Genomic DNA, 17,010 nt, shown 5'->3' with positions numbered 1-17,010 from the left:
AAGTTTGATAGTTAAACAAGGGGAGGAATCATTTTGAAAGCAATTCTATTTGTAGGTCATGGAAGTAAAGATCGTGAAGGAAATGATCAAGTACGTCAGTTCATAGAAACGATGAGAAGGACGTGGGACGAAACCGTACTAGTTGAGACGAGTTTTTTAGAATTTGAAAGACCAACTGTAAATCAAGGAATTGATGTATGTGTCGAGAAAGGGGCAGACCATATTGTTGTGATTCCCATTATGCTTCTGCAAGCAGGACATTCAAAAATCCATATTCCAGCTGCCATCGATGAGGCAAAGAAAAAATATCCGCTTGTGGAGTTTACGTATGGCAGGCCGATTGGTGTACATGAGGAAACGTTTGAAATCCTAAAAACGAGATTAGAAGAAATCGGGGAGAACCAGGATGATCCAGATCCCGATACAGCTGTCCTCCTGTTAGGGCGTGGCGGAAGTGACCCCGATGCTAATAGTGATTTATATAAGATTGCAAGATTACTTTGGGAAAAAACAAACTTCAAAATAGTTGAACCGGCTTTTATGGGGGTAACCAATCCCCTTGTGAATGAAGGTATCGAGCGGTGTATTAAGCTCGGAGCAAAGAAAGTCATTATCTTGCCCTACTTTTTGTTTACTGGAATTTTGATTAAACGGTTAGAAGAGATGATGGTTCCATTTCAACATCAATACGCTACCGTCGAATTTAAATTGGCAGGCTATTTTGGCTATCATCCCAAGCTGCAAACCATTTTAAAAGAACGTGTGGAAGAAGCATTACGTGATGAAGTAAAGATGAACTGTGATACCTGCCTTTATCGCTTGGATGCTATGGAGCATGTTCATCACCATCATCACCATGATCATGATCATGACCATCACCATGACCATGACGGACATGATCACCACCATCATGTACATAGCCACCACCATGAACACGAAGGAGAAAAGGCAGGGGATAGAAGATGATTTTAGTATTAGCCGGAACAAGCGATGCCCGGGCACTTGCTTTAGAAATCAAGAAAGCCGGCTACAATCTATTGGCTACCGTTGTAACGGAAAATGCCGCGGATGAACTGAAACAGGCAGAAATTAATGTACAAGTAGGCAGATTAACGAATGAAGAAATGGTGAGTTTGATCAAAACAAAAGGAATTCAAGCGATTGTGGATGCGAGTCATCCTTTTGCAGAAGAAGCATCTAAAAATGCCATAGGTGCGGCAAAAACAGCGAATGTACCCTATATCCGTTACGAGCGCGAGTCCCAATCCTTTCAATATGAAAAGATAAAGCTGGTAGAAAGCTACGAGGAAGCAGCGGAGATGGCGGCAACAAAAAAAGGGGTTGTGATGCTGACAACAGGCAGCAAAACACTGCAGGTTTTTACAAAGAAATTACTAGGGAACCCGGAAATCCGGCTGATCGCTCGTATGCTGCCTCGCACGGATAATATGGAAAAATGCGAACAGCTTGGTTTTCCGCAAAAAAATATTGTCGCGATTCAAGGCCCGTTTACAAAGGAGTTCGACCAAGCTCTTTATAAGCAATATGGCGTGACGTTAATGATTACAAAGGAGAGCGGTAAGGTCGGTTCTGTTGATGAAAAGGTTGAAGCAGCAAAGGAGCTTGGGATCGAGATCATAATGATTGGACGTCCAAAAATAAATTATGGAACGGTATATTCGGATTTTTTTGATGTGGTCAATGAATTACAGAAAAAGTCCCGTTCCATATTTGACTATCTGGAAGTAGAAAATAAATTTTAATGAAGGAGTGAGGATAATGGACTTTCGGACCGAATTTAAACCGTTAACGGTTCAGCCCGAACAAATTGAAGGAAAAAGCTTTGAAATGATTAATGAAGAAATTGGTGAGCATTCCTATACGGATGAGCAATATCCCATCGTCCAGCGTATCATTCATGCGTCAGCTGACTTTGAATTGGGAAAAAGCGTACTCTTTCATCCTGATGCAGTCCAGGCAGGAATTCGTGCCATTCGCAGCGGAAAAAAAGTAGTAGCAGATGTACAAATGGTTCAGGTAGGCGCAAATAAAGCACGAATTGAAAAGTACGGGGGAGAGATCAACGTTTATATTTCCGATCCGGATGTGATGCTGGAGGCAAAACGATTAAATACAACTAGGGCCATCATCTCGATGAGAAAAGCTATAAAAGAAGCGGACGGCGGTATTTTTGCTATTGGGAATGCCCCGACTGCGTTACTCGAACTAATCCGTCTGATTAAAGAGGGTGAAGCCAAACCGGGCCTTGTCATCGGCCTGCCGGTTGGTTTTGTTTCAGCGGCTGAATCAAAAGAAGAATTAGCCAAGCTCGACATTCCTTTCATCACAAATATTGGCAGAAAAGGCGGCAGTACCGTTACCGTTGCGGCATTAAATGCCATTTCCATTCTTGCAGACAGGGTGTAAGACATGCAGGAAGTACCAAAAGGAAAGCTGCGTGAAGGATATACGACAGGAGCCTGCGCTACGGCAACGACAAAGGCCGCGCTGACGGCGTTAATTACAGGTGAATCGCAAACAGAGTCTACTATTTATTTACCAGTAAAAAGGTTTGCTACCTTTCATATCGAAAGCTGCGAGATTACGGAAGAGATGGCGATAGCAAGTACCATTAAAGACGCAGGAGACGATCCGGATGCGACCCACAGGGCATTGATCGTTTCAACGGTTTCCTGGTCGGATGAACCAGGGATTATCCTTGACGGGGGTGTCGGGGTTGGCCGCGTAACCAAGGAAGGATTGCCGGTTCCTGTCGGGGAAGCGGCAATCAACCCCGTACCTCGCAGGATGATCCGCGAGACTGCAGAAGGGGTCTTAAAAGAATATCGGATCGAAAAAGGAATAAAGATCGTGATTTCGGTACCCGATGGGGAGGAAATTGCGAAAAAAACGCTTAATGGACGTTTGGGGATTATTGGGGGAATTTCGATCCTGGGTACCCGCGGGATCGTCGTTCCGTTTTCCACAGCTGCCTATAAGGCCAGTATTATTCAGGCCATCAGTGTGGCACGGGCAAGCGGGTGCGAGCATCTTGTCATTACCACTGGCGGACGAAGTGAAAAATGCGCGATGAAGCAATTTCCGGAGCTCTCTGAGGATGCGTTTGTGGAGATGGGCGACTTTGTCGGTTTTACGCTTAAACAGTGCAAGAAGCAAGGGGTAAAAAGAGTTTCAATGGTTGGAATGATGGGGAAATTTTCAAAAGTTGCCATGGGGATTATGATGGTTCATTCGAAAAGCGCCCCTGTTGATTTTCATTTTTTAGCTAGTGTAGCAAGGGATGCTGGTGCTGAGGCTACCCTTATTGAGGAAATAAAACAGGCGAATACCGCTTCACAGGTGGGGGACATGATGTCAGCGCAAGGATTTCTCTCATTTTTTGAACAGCTAAGCGATTATTGCTGCCTCGCTGCGTTAAAGGAAGTGGATGGCGGTATCGCTGTAGACACCTCTTTATATACGATGAAGGGGGAATTTTTAGGAAAGGCGGTGCGGGATAATGGCATCGATTAAAATGATTGGCATCGGGGATGAAGGGAAATTAAGCCTGCTTCCCATGTATGAAAAGTGGATCGATGAAAGTGAGATATTAATAGGAGGAAAGCGTCACCTTTCCTTTTTTCCTGAATACCAGGGAGAAAAAATCGTCATTGAGGGCGGTCTTTCTTCGCTCGTTGACCGCTTGCGGACGGAAACGAAAAACGTTGTGATTTTGGCATCCGGAGACCCGTTGTTTTTTGGAATTGGCGGCTATTTATCTTCTAAAATCCGTTTGGCTATTTATCCTTATTTAAGCTCTGTCCAGCTGGCATTTGCCAAAGTGGGAGAAAGATGGCAGGATGCTTACTTTACAAGCGTACATGGAAGAAGTATGAAAGGGCTGGCGCAGCGTATTGATGGGAAAGAGAAAGTCGCGATTTTAACAGATATGGAAAATTCGCCGAACAAAATTGCCCAGTATTTGCTCAGCTTTGGTATGACCGAATATCAGGCGTTTGTTGGTGAGAACCTGGGCAATGAAAATGAAAGATGCCGCTGGTTTCGCCTCGATGAAATGAAGGATGCTGAGTTTTCACCGCTTAATGTCGTGATTTTAAAGAAAATAGAAAAAAATCCGTCATGGTCCATCGGAATTGAGGATGAAGAGTTTATTCAGCGAAAGCCGGAGAAAGGCTTAATCACGAAAAAAGAAATTCGAACATTAAGCATCAGTGCAATGCGTTTAAAGGAAGATAGTGTCGTTTGGGATATCGGTACCTGTACAGGTTCAGTAGCGATTGAAGCCGCTAAATTGGCCCGGGAAGGGCAGGTCTTCGCGATTGAGAAGAACGAGGGAGATTTGGAAAACTGCAAACAAAATTTAGTCAAGTTTCGTGTAGATGCGACGCTCGTTCACGGCAAAGCACCGGAAGGATTAGATACATTCCCGGATCCGGATGCGGTATTTATTGGCGGAACGGCCGGCGGGATGGAGGAAATTTTGGATAGTTGCTGCAACCGCTTGAATGCTGGAGGCCGCATCGTATTGAATGCCGTCACAATTGAAAATCTGTCAGAAGCGATGTCGGCCTTTAAGGAACGGGGATTTCATACGAAGATTACGCTTGCCCAAATTTCAAGAAGTAAACCAATCTTGAATCTTACAAGATTTGATGCATTAAATCCTATTTACATAATTGAAGCATGGCGTCAGGAAGGGGAGTAAGTATGTTTGGTACATTATACGGCTTAGGAGTTGGCCCTGGGGACCCCGAGCTAATAACGGTGAAGGCATTTCGAAAATTAAAGGAGTCACCGGTAATTGCCTATCCAAAGAAACAAAAAGGCAGCAAAAGCTACGCCCATCGAATTATTGATGTTTATTTTCAAGCGAATGAAAAGGAAATGCTTGGTCTTGTCTTTCCGATGACAAAAGATCCGGCTACATTGGAAAGAAAATGGAACGAAACGGTAGAAAGTGTGTGGGAGAAGCTGCAAGAAGGAAAGGATGTTGCTTTTGTAACAGAAGGAGATCCGCTTCTTTACAGTACCTTTATTCATATGATGCGCCTGATGCAAGAGAATCATCCGGAGGTCCCAATTGAAGTGGTCCCGGGAATTTCTTCTATCAATGGAGCTGCTTCAAGGCTTGGGATTCCACTGGCAGACGGTGATGAGCATGTGGCGATTATTCCGGCGCGGGATGACTATGAAACAATGAAAAAAGTAATCGTAGACAATGATTGTGTCATTTTTATCAAAGTAGCTAAAGTGATTGATTTAATGCTGGACGTTTTACGAGAATTGGATTTGCTTCATAAGGCCTCCGTCGTCACAAAGGTTACATCGGATGAGGAGATTATTTGGAGGGCAGACGAGCTTGAAGGAGCTGAGCTTGAATACTTAACGTTAATGGTGGTGCGAAAATGAAGCTATATATTATCGGAGCGGGTCCCGGAGATCCGGATTTAATCACGGTAAAAGGCCTTAAACATCTTCAAGAAGCAGACGTTGTTCTTTATGCCGATTCGCTTGTAAATGAAGAATTAATTGCAAAGGCAAAACCGTCAGCGGAAGTAATGAAGACAGCAGGCATGCATTTAGAGGAGATGGTTGACATTATGGTTGACCGAATCCGGCAGGGAAAAAAGGTCGTTCGCGTCCACACTGGAGATCCCGCTGTCTATGGTGCAATCATGGAGCAAATCGTTCTTTTGAAACAAAAAGAAATTGACGTGGAGATTGTGCCGGGAGTTAGCTCCGTGTTTGCAGCAGCTGCGGCGGCTCAAGCCGAGCTGACGATTCCCGATTTAACCCAAACGGTTATTTTAACTAGAGCAGAGGGGAGAACACCGGTACCGGAATTTGAAAAATTATCTGATTTAGCGAAACATCATTGTACGATTGCTCTGTTCCTAAGTGCGACGTTAACGAAAAAGCTTGTCAAGGAATTGACCGAGGCAGGCTGGAGCAAAGATACTCCGGTTGCTGTCGTCTATAAAGCATCGTGGCCGGATCAAAAAATTGTCCGGTCAACACTAGAACGTTTGGATGAAGATATGCGCGTAAACGGTATTCGGAAACAAGCGATGATTTTAGCGGGATGGGCACTCGATGAAAACATCCACGATCAAAATTACCGCTCGAAGCTGTACGATAAAACCTTTACACACGGTTTCCGCCGGGGGGTGGATACTTGATGATCGAGCTTCAGGAAGGACAAAAAGCGGTTATCCGGAAGCAGGGTGACTACGCTGTCGTTGCCATTACAAAGCACGGAGTTGAACTCGCACGCAAGCTGGGCCATTCTCTTCAACATGCTGATGTATACTATATGAGTAAATTTGAAAAAGGTGATGAAGAGGCGAAAGACATTCAACTGTTCACCGGCAGTGTCCGCCTGCTTCTGCCATCGCTATTCGAAGCATACAAGGGGCTTATCATTATTATTTCCCTTGGAGCTGTTGTTCGAATGATTGCGCCATTGTTAAAGGATAAAAAAACCGATCCCGCCGTTGTTGTCATCGATGATAAAGGTGAACATGTGATCAGCGTACTGTCAGGGCATATCGGCGGTGCCAATGAATTAACGAAAGAAGTAGCTGCCACCCTAAAGGCACGTCCAATTATTACAACTGCATCGGATGTGCAGGAAACCATTCCTGTTGATTTGTTTGGCAAACGGTTTGGCTGGGTATGGGACTCCGCAGAAAAGCTGACACCTGTAAGCGCAGCTGTTGTGAATGAAGAAAAGATTGCAGTCGTACAGGAGTCAGGGGAAAAGCAATGGTGGCAGTATGGCCGTCCGCTTCCCGAAAATATTAAAGTATACCAATCGGTTGCAGACGCACTTTCAGAGAATCCCGCCGCTGCTCTAGTGATCACTCATCGGAATTTAACGGAACAAGAAAATTTGATTTTACAAAATGGAGTCTTATACCGGCCGAAGGTGATTGTACTTGGAATGGGCTGCAACCGCGGGACATCTTCAGAGGAAATTGAAGCGGTTATAAACGAAACGCTTGAGGAGTTACACTTTTCCCGCAAAAGTGTCAAGGCTCTATGCACAATTGAGTTAAAAAAGGATGAAGCCGGATTGATTGAAGTTGCGAATAAAAATGCTTGGGAGTTTATCTATTTTACACCGGATGAACTGAATTCAATAAAAATCCAAGAGCCCTCGGAGACGGTTTTTACCTATACAGGCGCATACGGCGTCAGTGAGCCTGCCGCGCAGTTGTACAGCGGAGCGGAAAAATTGGAGCTAGTCAAAAAAAAATCAGGAAATGTGACGATTTCAGTCGCGATTATTCCAAATTGAAGAAGTAGAGAGGGGGAACTAGCATGTCAGTTCGCAGACTTGTAATTGCAGGAACCGGAAGCGGCGTTGGAAAAACAACCTTGACGATCGGGCTAATGGCTGCCTTAAAGAAAAAGGGATATACCGTTCAGGGATTTAAATGCGGTCCGGATTATATTGACCCGACCTACCATACAGCGGTTACCGGCAGGGTTTCCAGAAATATTGATAGCTGGATGCTGAATCACGAGATGGTCAAAGAGATTGTAAACCGTGGCAGTGAAGGCTCCGATATTTCCATCATTGAAGGGGTAATGGGATTCTTTGACGGAAAAAACCCAACGAATAACAATGGCTCGACAGCAGAAATCAGTATCATCACGAAAAGTCCAGTGGTTCTTGTCGTGAATTGTGCTAGTATGGCCCGAAGCGCAGCAGCAATTGTAATGGGATTTCAAGCTTTTCTAAAAGAGACCGATATTGTCGGTGTGATTGCAAACCGGGTGGGCAGTGAAGGGCATTTTAAAATCGTCAAAACAGCTATTGAACAAGAGTGCGGCATTCCGGTTCTTGGGTATTTGAAAAAGGATTCTGATATTGCCATCCCGGAACGGCACTTAGGGTTGATTCCATCCGTAGAACGGGGAGAACTTAATCCATTTTTTGATTCTCTCGGCGATTTAGTACTTGAAACAGTAGATGTGGAAACCTTATATAAGCTGGCTAAAGCTACACCCCTGGAGATAAAAGAATCCCAGTTTAAGAGAAGCGAAAAGGAAGCGGTGCGAATTGCGGTTGCAAGAGATGCTGCCTTTAACTTTTATTATCAGGAAAATCTAGAAATGTTAGAAGCATCCGGCGCTGAGCTCATAGAGTTTTCCCCCTTAAAGGGTGAAACATTACCGGGCGATGTGGATGGTTTATATATCGGCGGGGGATTTCCGGAAGAATTTGCAGAAGAGCTTGCAGAGCAAACCGAGGTAAAACGCTCGATTCGGGGAGCGATTGAAAAAGGCCTGCCAACATTGGCAGAATGCGGCGGTTTTATGTTTTTAACCGAATTTCTTGAAACCACAGATGAAAAGAACTATAAAATGGTCGGTATCATTCCCGGTAAGGTTAAAATGCAAGCTCAGCTGGCTGCTTTAGGTTATCGCGAAATAACAGCAGAAGCAGGAAATTTCTTATTAAATGGGGATCTGAAAGCAAGAGGTCACGAATTCCATTATTCTACCTTTCATCCTAAAACGGAAATTCAGCACGCCTATCAAACAAAAGGAATGCGCGGGTTCAAACAAGAAGGCTATATGAAAGGAAATTTAATAGCAGGCTATACTCATTTTCACTTTGGTTCGTGCCCTGGAATGGTTGAAAATTGGATTAACAAATGTAAGGAGTATCAAGCAAATGGTTAAAGCACTCCCAATTATGTTTCAAGGTACCAATTCTGATGTCGGTAAAAGTGTCCTTGTAACGGCATTTTGCCGTATTTTTGCACAGGACGGACATAAAACGGTTCCATTCAAATCGCAGAATATGGCATTGAATTCTTACATCACGGTTGACGGGAAAGAAATAGGAAGAGCCCAAGGAGTGCAGGCGGAGGCAGCGGGCATTCAGGCAACCACCGATATGAATCCGATTTTAATTAAGCCCAATCGTGGTAATGAAGCTCAAATTGTTGTACATGGAAAACCGTATAAAAACATGGAAGCCGGTGTTTATCGAAAGGAATTTTTTCAAACTGGGATAGAGCTAATCCAAGACTCCCTTACTGTTCTCTCGGAAAACTTCGAACGGATGGTGATAGAAGGGGCGGGCAGTCCTGCCGAGATTAATCTGAATGATCGCGAATTAGTAAATATGCGTGTCGCCAGAATGGCCGATGCACCCGTTATTTTGATTGGGGATATTGAAAAAGGAGGGGTTTTTGCTAGTTTAGTAGGTACCCTTCAATTAATGGAACCGGAGGACAGAGACCGGGTGATCGGTGTCATCATAAACAAATTCCGTGGAGATGTTCATTTGCTGGAATCCGGATTGACCTGGTTTGAAGAATATACAGGAAAACCGGTTCTCGGTGTGATCCCCTATTTGGAGAATTTAAATATAGATGCTGAGGATTCTGTTATTTTACATCAATATACATCCATTCCAAATACCGAAAAAGAACTGGATATTGCCGTTATCCAGTATCCGAAAATCTCAAATTTCACCGATGTCGATCCATTTTTTGCCGAGCCAGATTGTCATGTCCGTTTTATTACGAGAGCTGAACAAGTACAGGAACCCGATTTAGTTATTCTGCCTGGCAGCAAGAATACAATCGAAGATTTCCTATTTTTAAGAGAAAGCGGTATCGGGCAAATAATAATGGAATTACAAAGAAAGAAAAAGTCAGTAATATTCGGGATATGCGGCGGGTATCAAATGCTCGGTGAAGAAATCCAAGATCCGTTTGCAATTGAGTCCCTGCATAAAGAAATCGAAGGACTTCGCCTGCTGCCAATCCGGACAGCCATCACAAAAGAAAAGACGACAGTATTATCAAACGGAGTTCTAGATTTATATGGAAAGAGCTTTAGTGTAACAGGTTATGAGATTCATATGGGAAAAACGGAAACAACGGGAGCGTGTCAGGGGCTTATTGAAACAATGGGCAGATCAGAAGGATGCAAAACAGATGATGCGAAAGTAATAGGAACCTATTTTCATGGGATTTTTCATAATGATGCATTTCGTGAGGAAATGCTTAATCAGATTCGGCAAGCAAAAGGACTGGCTCCGATCGACCATCGTGTTTCGTTTAACCAATTGCGTGAAGAAGCGTTTGATCGTTTAGCAGTCCATGTAAGAGGACATGTGAAACTCGATTTGATTGAAGATAAAATGAAAGAATTTCAAAAAAGGAGGATGACACAATGAGTTATTCAGTAGCTGAGATTCAGCCGTTAGATAGAGAAATGGGTCAAAAAGTAAAAGAGTATATCGATACATTAACGAAACCGCCCGGGAGTTTAGGGAGATTGGAGGAATTAGCCATTCAGTTGGCAGAAATGACTTCTGAAACATTTCCTGTTGTGACTCCGCCGGGGGTTATTGTGTTTGCTGCTGATCATGGGGTGGTTGAAGAGGGTGTTTCGGCTTTTCCTCAAGAAGTAACGGTCCAAATGGTGATGAATTTTTTAAACAGGGGTGCTGCCATCAATGTCTTCAGCAGGCAAATTGGTGCAGCGTTTGAGGTGGTCGATATCGGCGTTGCAGCTGATATTGAAGCAGCGGGCGTGGTAAAACGAAAAATTCGGTATGGCACGGCCAATTTTTGTAAACAAGATGCATTGTCAAAAGAAGAAGTCGAAAAAGCGATCGCGGTTGGATATGAGCGGGCAGAAAAGATGATCCTTAATGGAAGCAAATGCCTTATTCTTGGCGAAATGGGAATTGGCAATACCACTCCCAGCAGTGCCATACTAGCTGTTTTAAGCGGCCAAGATGTCAGTGCTCTTGTCGGCCGGGGAACAGGAATCGCTTCTGAAAAAATTATTCATAAGCAAGAGGTTATCAAACGTGCAATAGAAGAGAGAAAGCCTGATCGAAATGATCCCATTGACATTTTAATGAAAGTCGGCGGATTGGAAATTGCAGGAATGACAGGTGCGATGTTAGCGGCAGCTGCGAATCGGGTTCCAATTCTTGTAGACGGCTTTATTTGTACAATATCTGCTCTACTGGCAAAGGAAATTTGCAATTCGACAAGTGACTATATGATCGCCTGCCATCGTTCTGTTGAACCGGGCCACGAGATCGCCCTTCAGCTATTAGGAAAGAAGCCAATCCTTGATTTAGATTTACGTTTAGGGGAAGGAAGCGGAGCGGCCGTTGCCTTTCCAATTTTACAATCAGCCACTTTAATGCTTAAGGAAATGGCAACTTTTACGTCTGCAGGCGTTTCAAAAGAGTAACGGTAAAAGGAGATAGATGATGACAAAAGGAAGAGTGTATCTTGTCGGAGCGGGACCTGGAGATCCAAAGCTAATCACCATTTATGGGATGGAGTGCATCCAAAAAGCGGATGTAATTTTATATGACCGATTAGTTAATGATGCGTTGCTGGAGCATGCAAAGGACGGTGCGGAGCTGATTTTTTGCGGGAAGCTCCCGGGAAAACATCAAATCATACAAGAACAAATTCATGAGCTCTTAATCGAAAAAGCAGCTAAGGGGAAGACCGTCACCAGATTAAAAGGGGGCGATCCTTGTATATTCGGACGTGTTGGTGAGGAAGCGGAAGTATTGGCTGAGCATGGCATACCATATGAAATCGTGCCTGGTATTACATCAGGAATTGCTGCGCCTGCCTATGCGGGAATCCCTGTTACCCATCGCGATTATGCTTCTTCCTTTGCAATCGTAACCGGCCATGGACGGGCTGAAAAGGAAGAAGATCATTTGAATTGGTCAGCGCTTGCGCAGGGGATTGATACGATTGCATTTTATATGGGGATTGGGAATTTAAACTATATCTGTACCAAGTTAATAGAGCATGGGAAAAACCCCAATACGAAAGCAGCCATCATACAATGGGGAACAACAGAAAGGCAGAAGACTGTAACAGGAAACTTATTAACTATTGAAGAACGTGCTGCCAATGCAGGTATTACCCATCCTGCCATTGTCCTCGTTGGTGACGTCGTAGGGGTACGGGAAAAAATAAGCTGGTTTCAAGAAGGAGAAAAAGAAGTGAGCATAGGGAGAGAGTAACATGTCGATTATAGCTGAAATCAAAAATCGGAGAGCTATTCGGGATTATGCCGAAAGAGATGTTGAAGATGATAAAATTAAAACATTATTGGAAGCTGCTACATGGGCTCCAAACGATCGAATGAGGGAACCATGGGGCTTTTATGTCATCAAAGGCGAAGCCAAAAAACGCTACGAGATATTGGCCAATGAATATTTGCAGGAGCGGTTTCCAACGAAACCCCATTTGGTAGAAAGTTCCTTAAAGGTACTGAAAACCACACCGGTTCACATTATCGTAACAGCCGACATAGTTCCCGGTGATGCCGAGGCTTCCCGGGATAATGAATACGCTGTCTGTTGTGCTATCCATTCGATGTGGCTTGCCGCAAAAGAATTAGGCTTAGGGCTGGTTTGGCGTACAAGGGGCGTGGGACTTGTAGGTGATACGCGGATGTATGCGTTTATCGGTTCACCGGAAAACAAAAAAATAATTGGAAATCTTTTTATCGGTTATCCGGATAATGAAGCATTAAAAAAAATCAAAGCGCCGGCTCGGACATCCTTTGAAGAAAAAACAGTCTGGCTTTAACGAGGTGATTAAATGAGAGAAGCAGTGGAAAACAAAAAACAGCGCGGTCTAACGTTAGTCTATACAGGCGATGGTAAAGGTAAAACAACGGCCGCCCTTGGCCTGGCCATCCGGGCCGCCGGCCGTGGGAAACGGGTACTAGTGATCCAATTTATTAAATCTCCCCAAAGAACCTACGGGGAAAAAATCACGTTGGAAAAATTGGGCATTGAAATCTTTCAAACGGGAGTCGGCTTTACGTGGACAAAAACACCAGAGGAACATCGGGAGGCTTTAAAAACGGCGTGGGCCTTTACGAAGGAAAAGGTGCTCTTGGGCGGATATGATGTGGTCATTTTAGATGAATTGAATAATGCCTTAGCGATAGAAACGTTTCCTATAGATGATGTCCTACCGTTGAAGGAGGTACTTGAATTGATAAAAAACCGCCCGAGTCAAATGCATCTTATCATTACAGGACGGTCTGCAAAGGCAGAGCTATTGGCCTGCGCTGATTTAGTGACGGAAATGAAGGCAGTGAAGCATTACTATAATGATGGAATTCCTGCCGTGATGGGAATTGAATTTTAATGGCATGAATTGAAAAGGATCGACAGGACGGAGTAAGCAGTTCCATTTATTTTTTAGGCTCTTTTCTTAAGATTGTTGCTTCTTGAAATAGAAAACTGCTTTTCGCAAAAGAAAACAGCCATTATTTATCATTTCTTTTTTGGTTGAGAAGGTGTGAAATAGTCGAATGGGAGCTTTCACAATGAAACGAGGCAAGGGAAGTTGTAATGGTACATTTGGAGAACTTGTGCAAGGGGTAATAGGGGAACGACCTTTTTTAATCACGCTGCCAATCTCAAGTTTGAGAAGTGAGGCCATCTTTATCCCTGATCCAACCGTCTCTGAAATTGCGGTTTTGGATTCAAAGGTAAAAGCATTAAAAGCTGGAGAATTGTTAGTTCAACAGTTTGGTTTGAAACATGGCGGCCTTCTTGACATTCGTTCCAATATTCCGGCTGGCAAGGGGATGGCGAGCAGTTCCGCTGATATTGTAGCAGCTATGAAAGCCATTGCTCATAGTTACTCACTCCCTCTAACCAAAGAAATGATCTCTACAATAGCGGCTAAAATCGAGCCGACAGATGGAGTGATGTATGATGAGGTTGTTGCCTATGACTATATTCAAGGTGAACTTATGGAAATATTTGGAACCTTACCTTCGTTTATCCTTGTTGGAATAGACCTTGGAGGAGAAGTAAATACCATTGAATTTAATCAATTTCCAAAAGCATATGATCGGCACGAACAAAAGCAATTTTTAGAAGCATATGAATGGGTAAAAGAGGGGTTTAGAAAAAAAGATTTATCATGTATTTGTAAGGCAGCAACGATTAGCGCACGAGTAAATCAAAAAATAGTACCCAGCCCATTTTTTAATGAATTTGAAAAATTAGCTCATGTATGTCAGGGCGGCATTGTTGTCGCCCACAGTGGAACTGTGATGGGAATTTTAATAGATAGGAATATCCCTAATCGGAACGAGGTTGTTTTACATTTATCAAGGCAAATGTCTGTTATGATAAAAAACCCTACTATAAAACCTTTTTATTATGAAAGCAATGAAAAAATGAACAGTCAAAAAATAGCGGAAGGGAGGATAATAAATGTTTTGTAATGAAGAAAAAGAAGCGATTTACAATGTGATTTACAAACGGAGAGATGTTCGCAGTTTTCTTCCTGACCCAATTTCTCCCGAGATCATTGATCGAGTTCTTCAAGCGGCGCATCATGCCCCATCAGTAGGATTTATGCAACCATGGAATTTTATCTTAGTAAGCTCAACTGAAATGAAAGAACGACTAGCATGGGCGGCAGAAAAGGAACGAAAAGCACTGGCTATTCACTTTGAGGAAGACCGTGCTGCCCATTTTTTAAGTTTAAAAGTCGAGGGGATAAAACAAGCACCATTGACCATTTGTGTAACATGCGACCCTACACGGGGGGGCTCCCATGTATTAGGAAGGAATTCCATTCCCGAAACGGATATTCTTTCGGTAGCTTGTGCAATACAAAATATGTGGCTTGCCACATGTGCGGAAGGTTTAGCGATGGGATGGGTTAGCTTTTATAAGAAAAATGATGTAAGGGATATATTACAAATTCCTCCACATATTGATCCTGTTGCCTTAATTTCTATCGGATATACAAATGAATTTCCATCCTCCCCAATCCTGGAACAAGTTAATTGGGAAAAAAGGAGGTCGCTTCAGAATTTAATATTTTATGAGACATGGGGAAATTAATAAAAGGTAAAAACTGTATGGATGGACGGGGTATTTTCAGGTAAATGGAATATCATAGAAATTTTTTTAAAATAATTTTGTCTTTTATTTCCAATGAAGCGAATCAAAAACTTAGCATATTTCTAAATGGTAAGCCATATGAATATTTTTGAAAAATATGTATCTTTTGTATTAATTTAACAATTATTACAAAAAATTAAACAAAGATTTTACGATCCCTTCATACGGATATAAAATTCCAGTGTTATCCTAAATTTACATCTGGAGGGAGGGATCGGAAGTTGTCAAAATTTCAGGTCATATCTTCTTTGTTCATCTTGGTATTTATCCTTTTCGTAACTTATGAAATCACAGCATTCTCATCCAATCATTCCACAACGAATTTTTCCACATCTAACCGCTACATTCATGTACAATTATTAGGCGTTAATGATTTTCACGGCCAACTAGACAAGTATCAAAGGATTTCAGGAACCATGGCAGGGGGTGCTGAATACCTGGCTGCCTATTTAAAAAAATATAAAAAAGAAAACCCAAATACTCTGTTAGTTCATGCCGGTGATATGGTAGGAGGAAGTCCGCCAATCTCTTCTCAATTTCAAGACGAACCCACGATTGAATTTTTAAACCTCCTGCACGTTGATATCGGGACACCCGGAAATCATGAATTAGACCAAGGCGTAAATGAAATGCAACGTCTTATTTATGGAGGATTCAATAATAAAACAGGTTATTTTCAAGGTTCCGATACCTCTTACATTTCTGCAAATATCATCGATAAAAAAACTGGTACTCCCTTGCTACCACCGTATATTATAAAACAAATTGACGGAATTGAAATTGGATTTATCGGTGTGGTCACAACCGATACTGACCTGTATGTGACCCCTGAAAATCGAAAAGAAGTAGAAATTCAGGATGAAGTTTCTGCGATTAACCGTACCGTTAAGCTATTAAAGGAAAAAGGGGTCAAAGCGATTGTTGTTTTGGCACATGAGTCGGCTAAATCGGATCAGACAGGAGCAAATCCTCAAGAAGCTTTAGTGGAGATGGCTCCAAAAATCGATGATGAGGTTGATGTCATCTTTGCCGGTCACAGCCATGATTATGCCAATACCGTTGTTGCCGGTAAATTGATCGTTCAAGCTTATTCTTATGGGAAAGCATTTTCCCAAGTAAATCTTGAAATTGACCCCCATACGAAAGATATTGTCAAGAAGCAAGCAAAGATTATTGTCACTTCACATGATCAGATAAAACCGGATAAAGAAACGGTTGCCCTTCTAAATAAATATAGAAAAAGATTGGGGAGCTATTTTTATCAAGTAGTAGGAAAATTGCCTGAAGAGATCACACGGAATCAAGATGCAAACGGTGACTCCCCTTTAGGGAAAATGATTGGAGAATCGGAGCGGGAAGCCATGGGGGTAGATATAGCTTTTGTCCATCAAGGGGAAATGCGGAATAATTTAAAAAAAGGGGATATCACTGTTGAAGACCTATATACAGATTTGCCTTTTGGTCATAGTGTCAGTAAGTTAATCTTAACAGGAGACCAAATCAAATTTGCTTTAGAGCAGCAGTGGACGAAAGATTATGAAAATAGACTACAGACGGTTGGTTTAACGTATAGTTGGAACCCGAATGCCCCAATTGGCAGCCGTATTGTAGCGATAAAAGACATAAAGGGTCAAGAGATTGAGCCGAACAAGGAATATGAAATTGCTGTTAGTAATTATTTAGCTGCAGGCGGTGATGAATTCACTGCATTTGAACAAGGTAGACTCGTAGAATCCGGTCCACAAGTTGTCACTGCACTAATACACTATATCCAACAAAAGTATTCCCACGAAATGGTTCTACATTAATTAGAAGTACTTTATTGGATGAGGGAGAAAATACATGTACTTGCATAACTTTGTATTCACTTGTATTGGCCCCGCCTACGCCAAATACCATGATAGCCACTCATGCTATCCTCGCTAATAATATATTAATAAAGTATTGTTAAGTGATTGCTTCTTTTTTGTTAAGGAGTTGTAAATAGTTTATTGAATTTAAATGATTAGCTTTGAAACTCCCTAAGG

General features: G+C 42.6%; 17 protein-coding genes. All 17 read left to right on the top strand.

The annotated features are described in order from the left end of the window. Positions 1-33 precede the first annotated feature (33 nt). The 17 genes from J2S10_RS21560 (at position 34) to J2S10_RS21480 (ending at position 16,791) form a co-directional block, all read left to right on the top strand. Entirely contained in the window at positions 34-966 is a 933-nt protein-coding gene (locus J2S10_RS21560) for a sirohydrochlorin chelatase (RefSeq protein WP_307412228.1), read from the top strand. After that, complete coding sequence (gene cobK, locus J2S10_RS21555) at positions 963-1,763, top strand: precorrin-6A reductase (RefSeq protein ID WP_307412224.1); 801 nt, start codon at positions 963-965, stop codon at positions 1,761-1,763. Before J2S10_RS21560 ends, cobK begins: the two co-directional genes overlap by 4 nt. Before the next feature lie 16 nt (positions 1,764-1,779). Next, positions 1,780-2,427, top strand: coding sequence for a precorrin-8X methylmutase (locus tag J2S10_RS21550; RefSeq protein WP_307412221.1), 648 nt, complete (start codon positions 1,780-1,782; stop codon positions 2,425-2,427). Positions 2,428-2,430: 3 nt separating this feature from the next. Beyond that, positions 2,431-3,534, top strand: a complete 1,104-nt coding sequence (locus J2S10_RS21545; protein ID WP_307412218.1) for a cobalt-precorrin-5B (C(1))-methyltransferase — start codon at positions 2,431-2,433, stop codon at positions 3,532-3,534. Continuing rightward, entirely contained in the window at positions 3,521-4,726 is a 1,206-nt protein-coding gene (gene cbiE, locus J2S10_RS21540) for a precorrin-6y C5,15-methyltransferase (decarboxylating) subunit CbiE (protein WP_307412216.1), read from the top strand. Before J2S10_RS21545 ends, cbiE begins: the two co-directional genes overlap by 14 nt. A 2-nt stretch (positions 4,727-4,728) precedes the next feature. Then, complete coding sequence (gene cobI, locus J2S10_RS21535) at positions 4,729-5,430, top strand: precorrin-2 C(20)-methyltransferase (RefSeq protein ID WP_307412214.1); 702 nt, start codon at positions 4,729-4,731, stop codon at positions 5,428-5,430. Then, on the top strand, positions 5,427-6,200 hold the full coding sequence (cobM, locus tag J2S10_RS21530; protein ID WP_307412208.1) for a precorrin-4 C(11)-methyltransferase: 774 nt from the start codon (positions 5,427-5,429) through the stop codon (positions 6,198-6,200). Before cobI ends, cobM begins: the two co-directional genes overlap by 4 nt. After that, positions 6,200-7,321, top strand: coding sequence for a cobalt-precorrin 5A hydrolase (locus tag J2S10_RS21525; protein WP_307412454.1), 1,122 nt, complete (start codon positions 6,200-6,202; stop codon positions 7,319-7,321). Before cobM ends, J2S10_RS21525 begins: the two co-directional genes overlap by 1 nt. A gap of 23 nt (positions 7,322-7,344) precedes the next feature. Beyond that, entirely contained in the window at positions 7,345-8,715 is a 1,371-nt protein-coding gene (locus tag J2S10_RS21520) for a cobyrinate a,c-diamide synthase (RefSeq protein ID WP_307412205.1), read from the top strand. Further along, positions 8,708-10,225 (top strand): cobyric acid synthase, encoded by a 1,518-nt coding sequence (locus J2S10_RS21515; RefSeq protein ID WP_307412202.1) that lies wholly within the window; start codon positions 8,708-8,710, stop codon positions 10,223-10,225. Before J2S10_RS21520 ends, J2S10_RS21515 begins: the two co-directional genes overlap by 8 nt. Then, positions 10,222-11,262, top strand: coding sequence for a nicotinate-nucleotide--dimethylbenzimidazole phosphoribosyltransferase (gene cobT / locus J2S10_RS21510; protein ID WP_307412198.1), 1,041 nt, complete (start codon positions 10,222-10,224; stop codon positions 11,260-11,262). The genes J2S10_RS21515 and cobT overlap by 4 nt, the downstream gene beginning before the upstream one ends. 19 nt (positions 11,263-11,281) lie before the next feature. Further along, positions 11,282-12,061 carry a uroporphyrinogen-III C-methyltransferase gene (cobA, locus tag J2S10_RS21505; protein WP_307412196.1) on the top strand — a complete coding sequence of 260 codons (780 nt, stop codon included), beginning with the start codon at positions 11,282-11,284 and terminating at the stop codon, positions 12,059-12,061. Between the two features lies 1 nt (position 12,062). Beyond that, positions 12,063-12,632 carry a nitroreductase family protein gene (locus tag J2S10_RS21500; protein ID WP_307412194.1) on the top strand — a complete coding sequence of 190 codons (570 nt, stop codon included), beginning with the start codon at positions 12,063-12,065 and terminating at the stop codon, positions 12,630-12,632. Between the two features lie 12 nt (positions 12,633-12,644). Further along, a complete protein-coding gene (gene cobO, locus J2S10_RS21495; protein ID WP_307412191.1) occupies positions 12,645-13,202 on the top strand; it encodes a cob(I)yrinic acid a,c-diamide adenosyltransferase in 558 nt (185 codons plus the stop codon). Positions 13,203-13,383: 181 nt separating this feature from the next. Further along, positions 13,384-14,295, top strand: a complete 912-nt coding sequence (locus tag J2S10_RS21490; protein WP_307412186.1) for a GHMP family kinase ATP-binding protein — start codon at positions 13,384-13,386, stop codon at positions 14,293-14,295. Further along, complete coding sequence (bluB, locus tag J2S10_RS21485; protein ID WP_307412183.1) at positions 14,285-14,923, top strand: 5,6-dimethylbenzimidazole synthase; 639 nt, start codon at positions 14,285-14,287, stop codon at positions 14,921-14,923. The genes J2S10_RS21490 and bluB overlap by 11 nt, the downstream gene beginning before the upstream one ends. 281 nt (positions 14,924-15,204) lie before the next feature. After that, positions 15,205-16,791, top strand: a complete 1,587-nt coding sequence (locus tag J2S10_RS21480) for a bifunctional metallophosphatase/5'-nucleotidase (protein WP_307412180.1) — start codon at positions 15,205-15,207, stop codon at positions 16,789-16,791. Positions 16,792-17,010 lie beyond the last annotated feature (219 nt).

This window comes from Neobacillus ginsengisoli (assembly GCF_030813055.1).
The sequence above is the reverse complement of the archived record's forward strand: the minus strand, read 5'-3'. Positions and strand labels throughout refer to the sequence as shown.

Coding starts and splice junctions, on each gene's coding strand:
- J2S10_RS21545 (WP_307412218.1), top strand. CDS start 2,431: ATGCAGGAAGTACCAAAAGGAAAGCTGCGTGAAGGATATACGACAGGA.
- cobK (WP_307412224.1), top strand. CDS start 963: ATGATTTTAGTATTAGCCGGAACAAGCGATGCCCGGGCACTTGCTTTA.
- cbiE (WP_307412216.1), top strand. CDS start 3,521: ATGGCATCGATTAAAATGATTGGCATCGGGGATGAAGGGAAATTAAGC.
- J2S10_RS21550 (WP_307412221.1), top strand. CDS start 1,780: ATGGACTTTCGGACCGAATTTAAACCGTTAACGGTTCAGCCCGAACAA.
- J2S10_RS21490 (WP_307412186.1), top strand. CDS start 13,384: ATGAAACGAGGCAAGGGAAGTTGTAATGGTACATTTGGAGAACTTGTG.
- J2S10_RS21525 (WP_307412454.1), top strand. CDS start 6,200: ATGATCGAGCTTCAGGAAGGACAAAAAGCGGTTATCCGGAAGCAGGGT.
- bluB (WP_307412183.1), top strand. CDS start 14,285: ATGTTTTGTAATGAAGAAAAAGAAGCGATTTACAATGTGATTTACAAA.
- cobI (WP_307412214.1), top strand. CDS start 4,729: ATGTTTGGTACATTATACGGCTTAGGAGTTGGCCCTGGGGACCCCGAG.
- J2S10_RS21500 (WP_307412194.1), top strand. CDS start 12,063: ATGTCGATTATAGCTGAAATCAAAAATCGGAGAGCTATTCGGGATTAT.
- J2S10_RS21515 (WP_307412202.1), top strand. CDS start 8,708: ATGGTTAAAGCACTCCCAATTATGTTTCAAGGTACCAATTCTGATGTC.
- cobT (WP_307412198.1), top strand. CDS start 10,222: ATGAGTTATTCAGTAGCTGAGATTCAGCCGTTAGATAGAGAAATGGGT.
- cobO (WP_307412191.1), top strand. CDS start 12,645: ATGAGAGAAGCAGTGGAAAACAAAAAACAGCGCGGTCTAACGTTAGTC.
- cobA (WP_307412196.1), top strand. CDS start 11,282: ATGACAAAAGGAAGAGTGTATCTTGTCGGAGCGGGACCTGGAGATCCA.
- cobM (WP_307412208.1), top strand. CDS start 5,427: ATGAAGCTATATATTATCGGAGCGGGTCCCGGAGATCCGGATTTAATC.
- J2S10_RS21520 (WP_307412205.1), top strand. CDS start 7,345: ATGTCAGTTCGCAGACTTGTAATTGCAGGAACCGGAAGCGGCGTTGGA.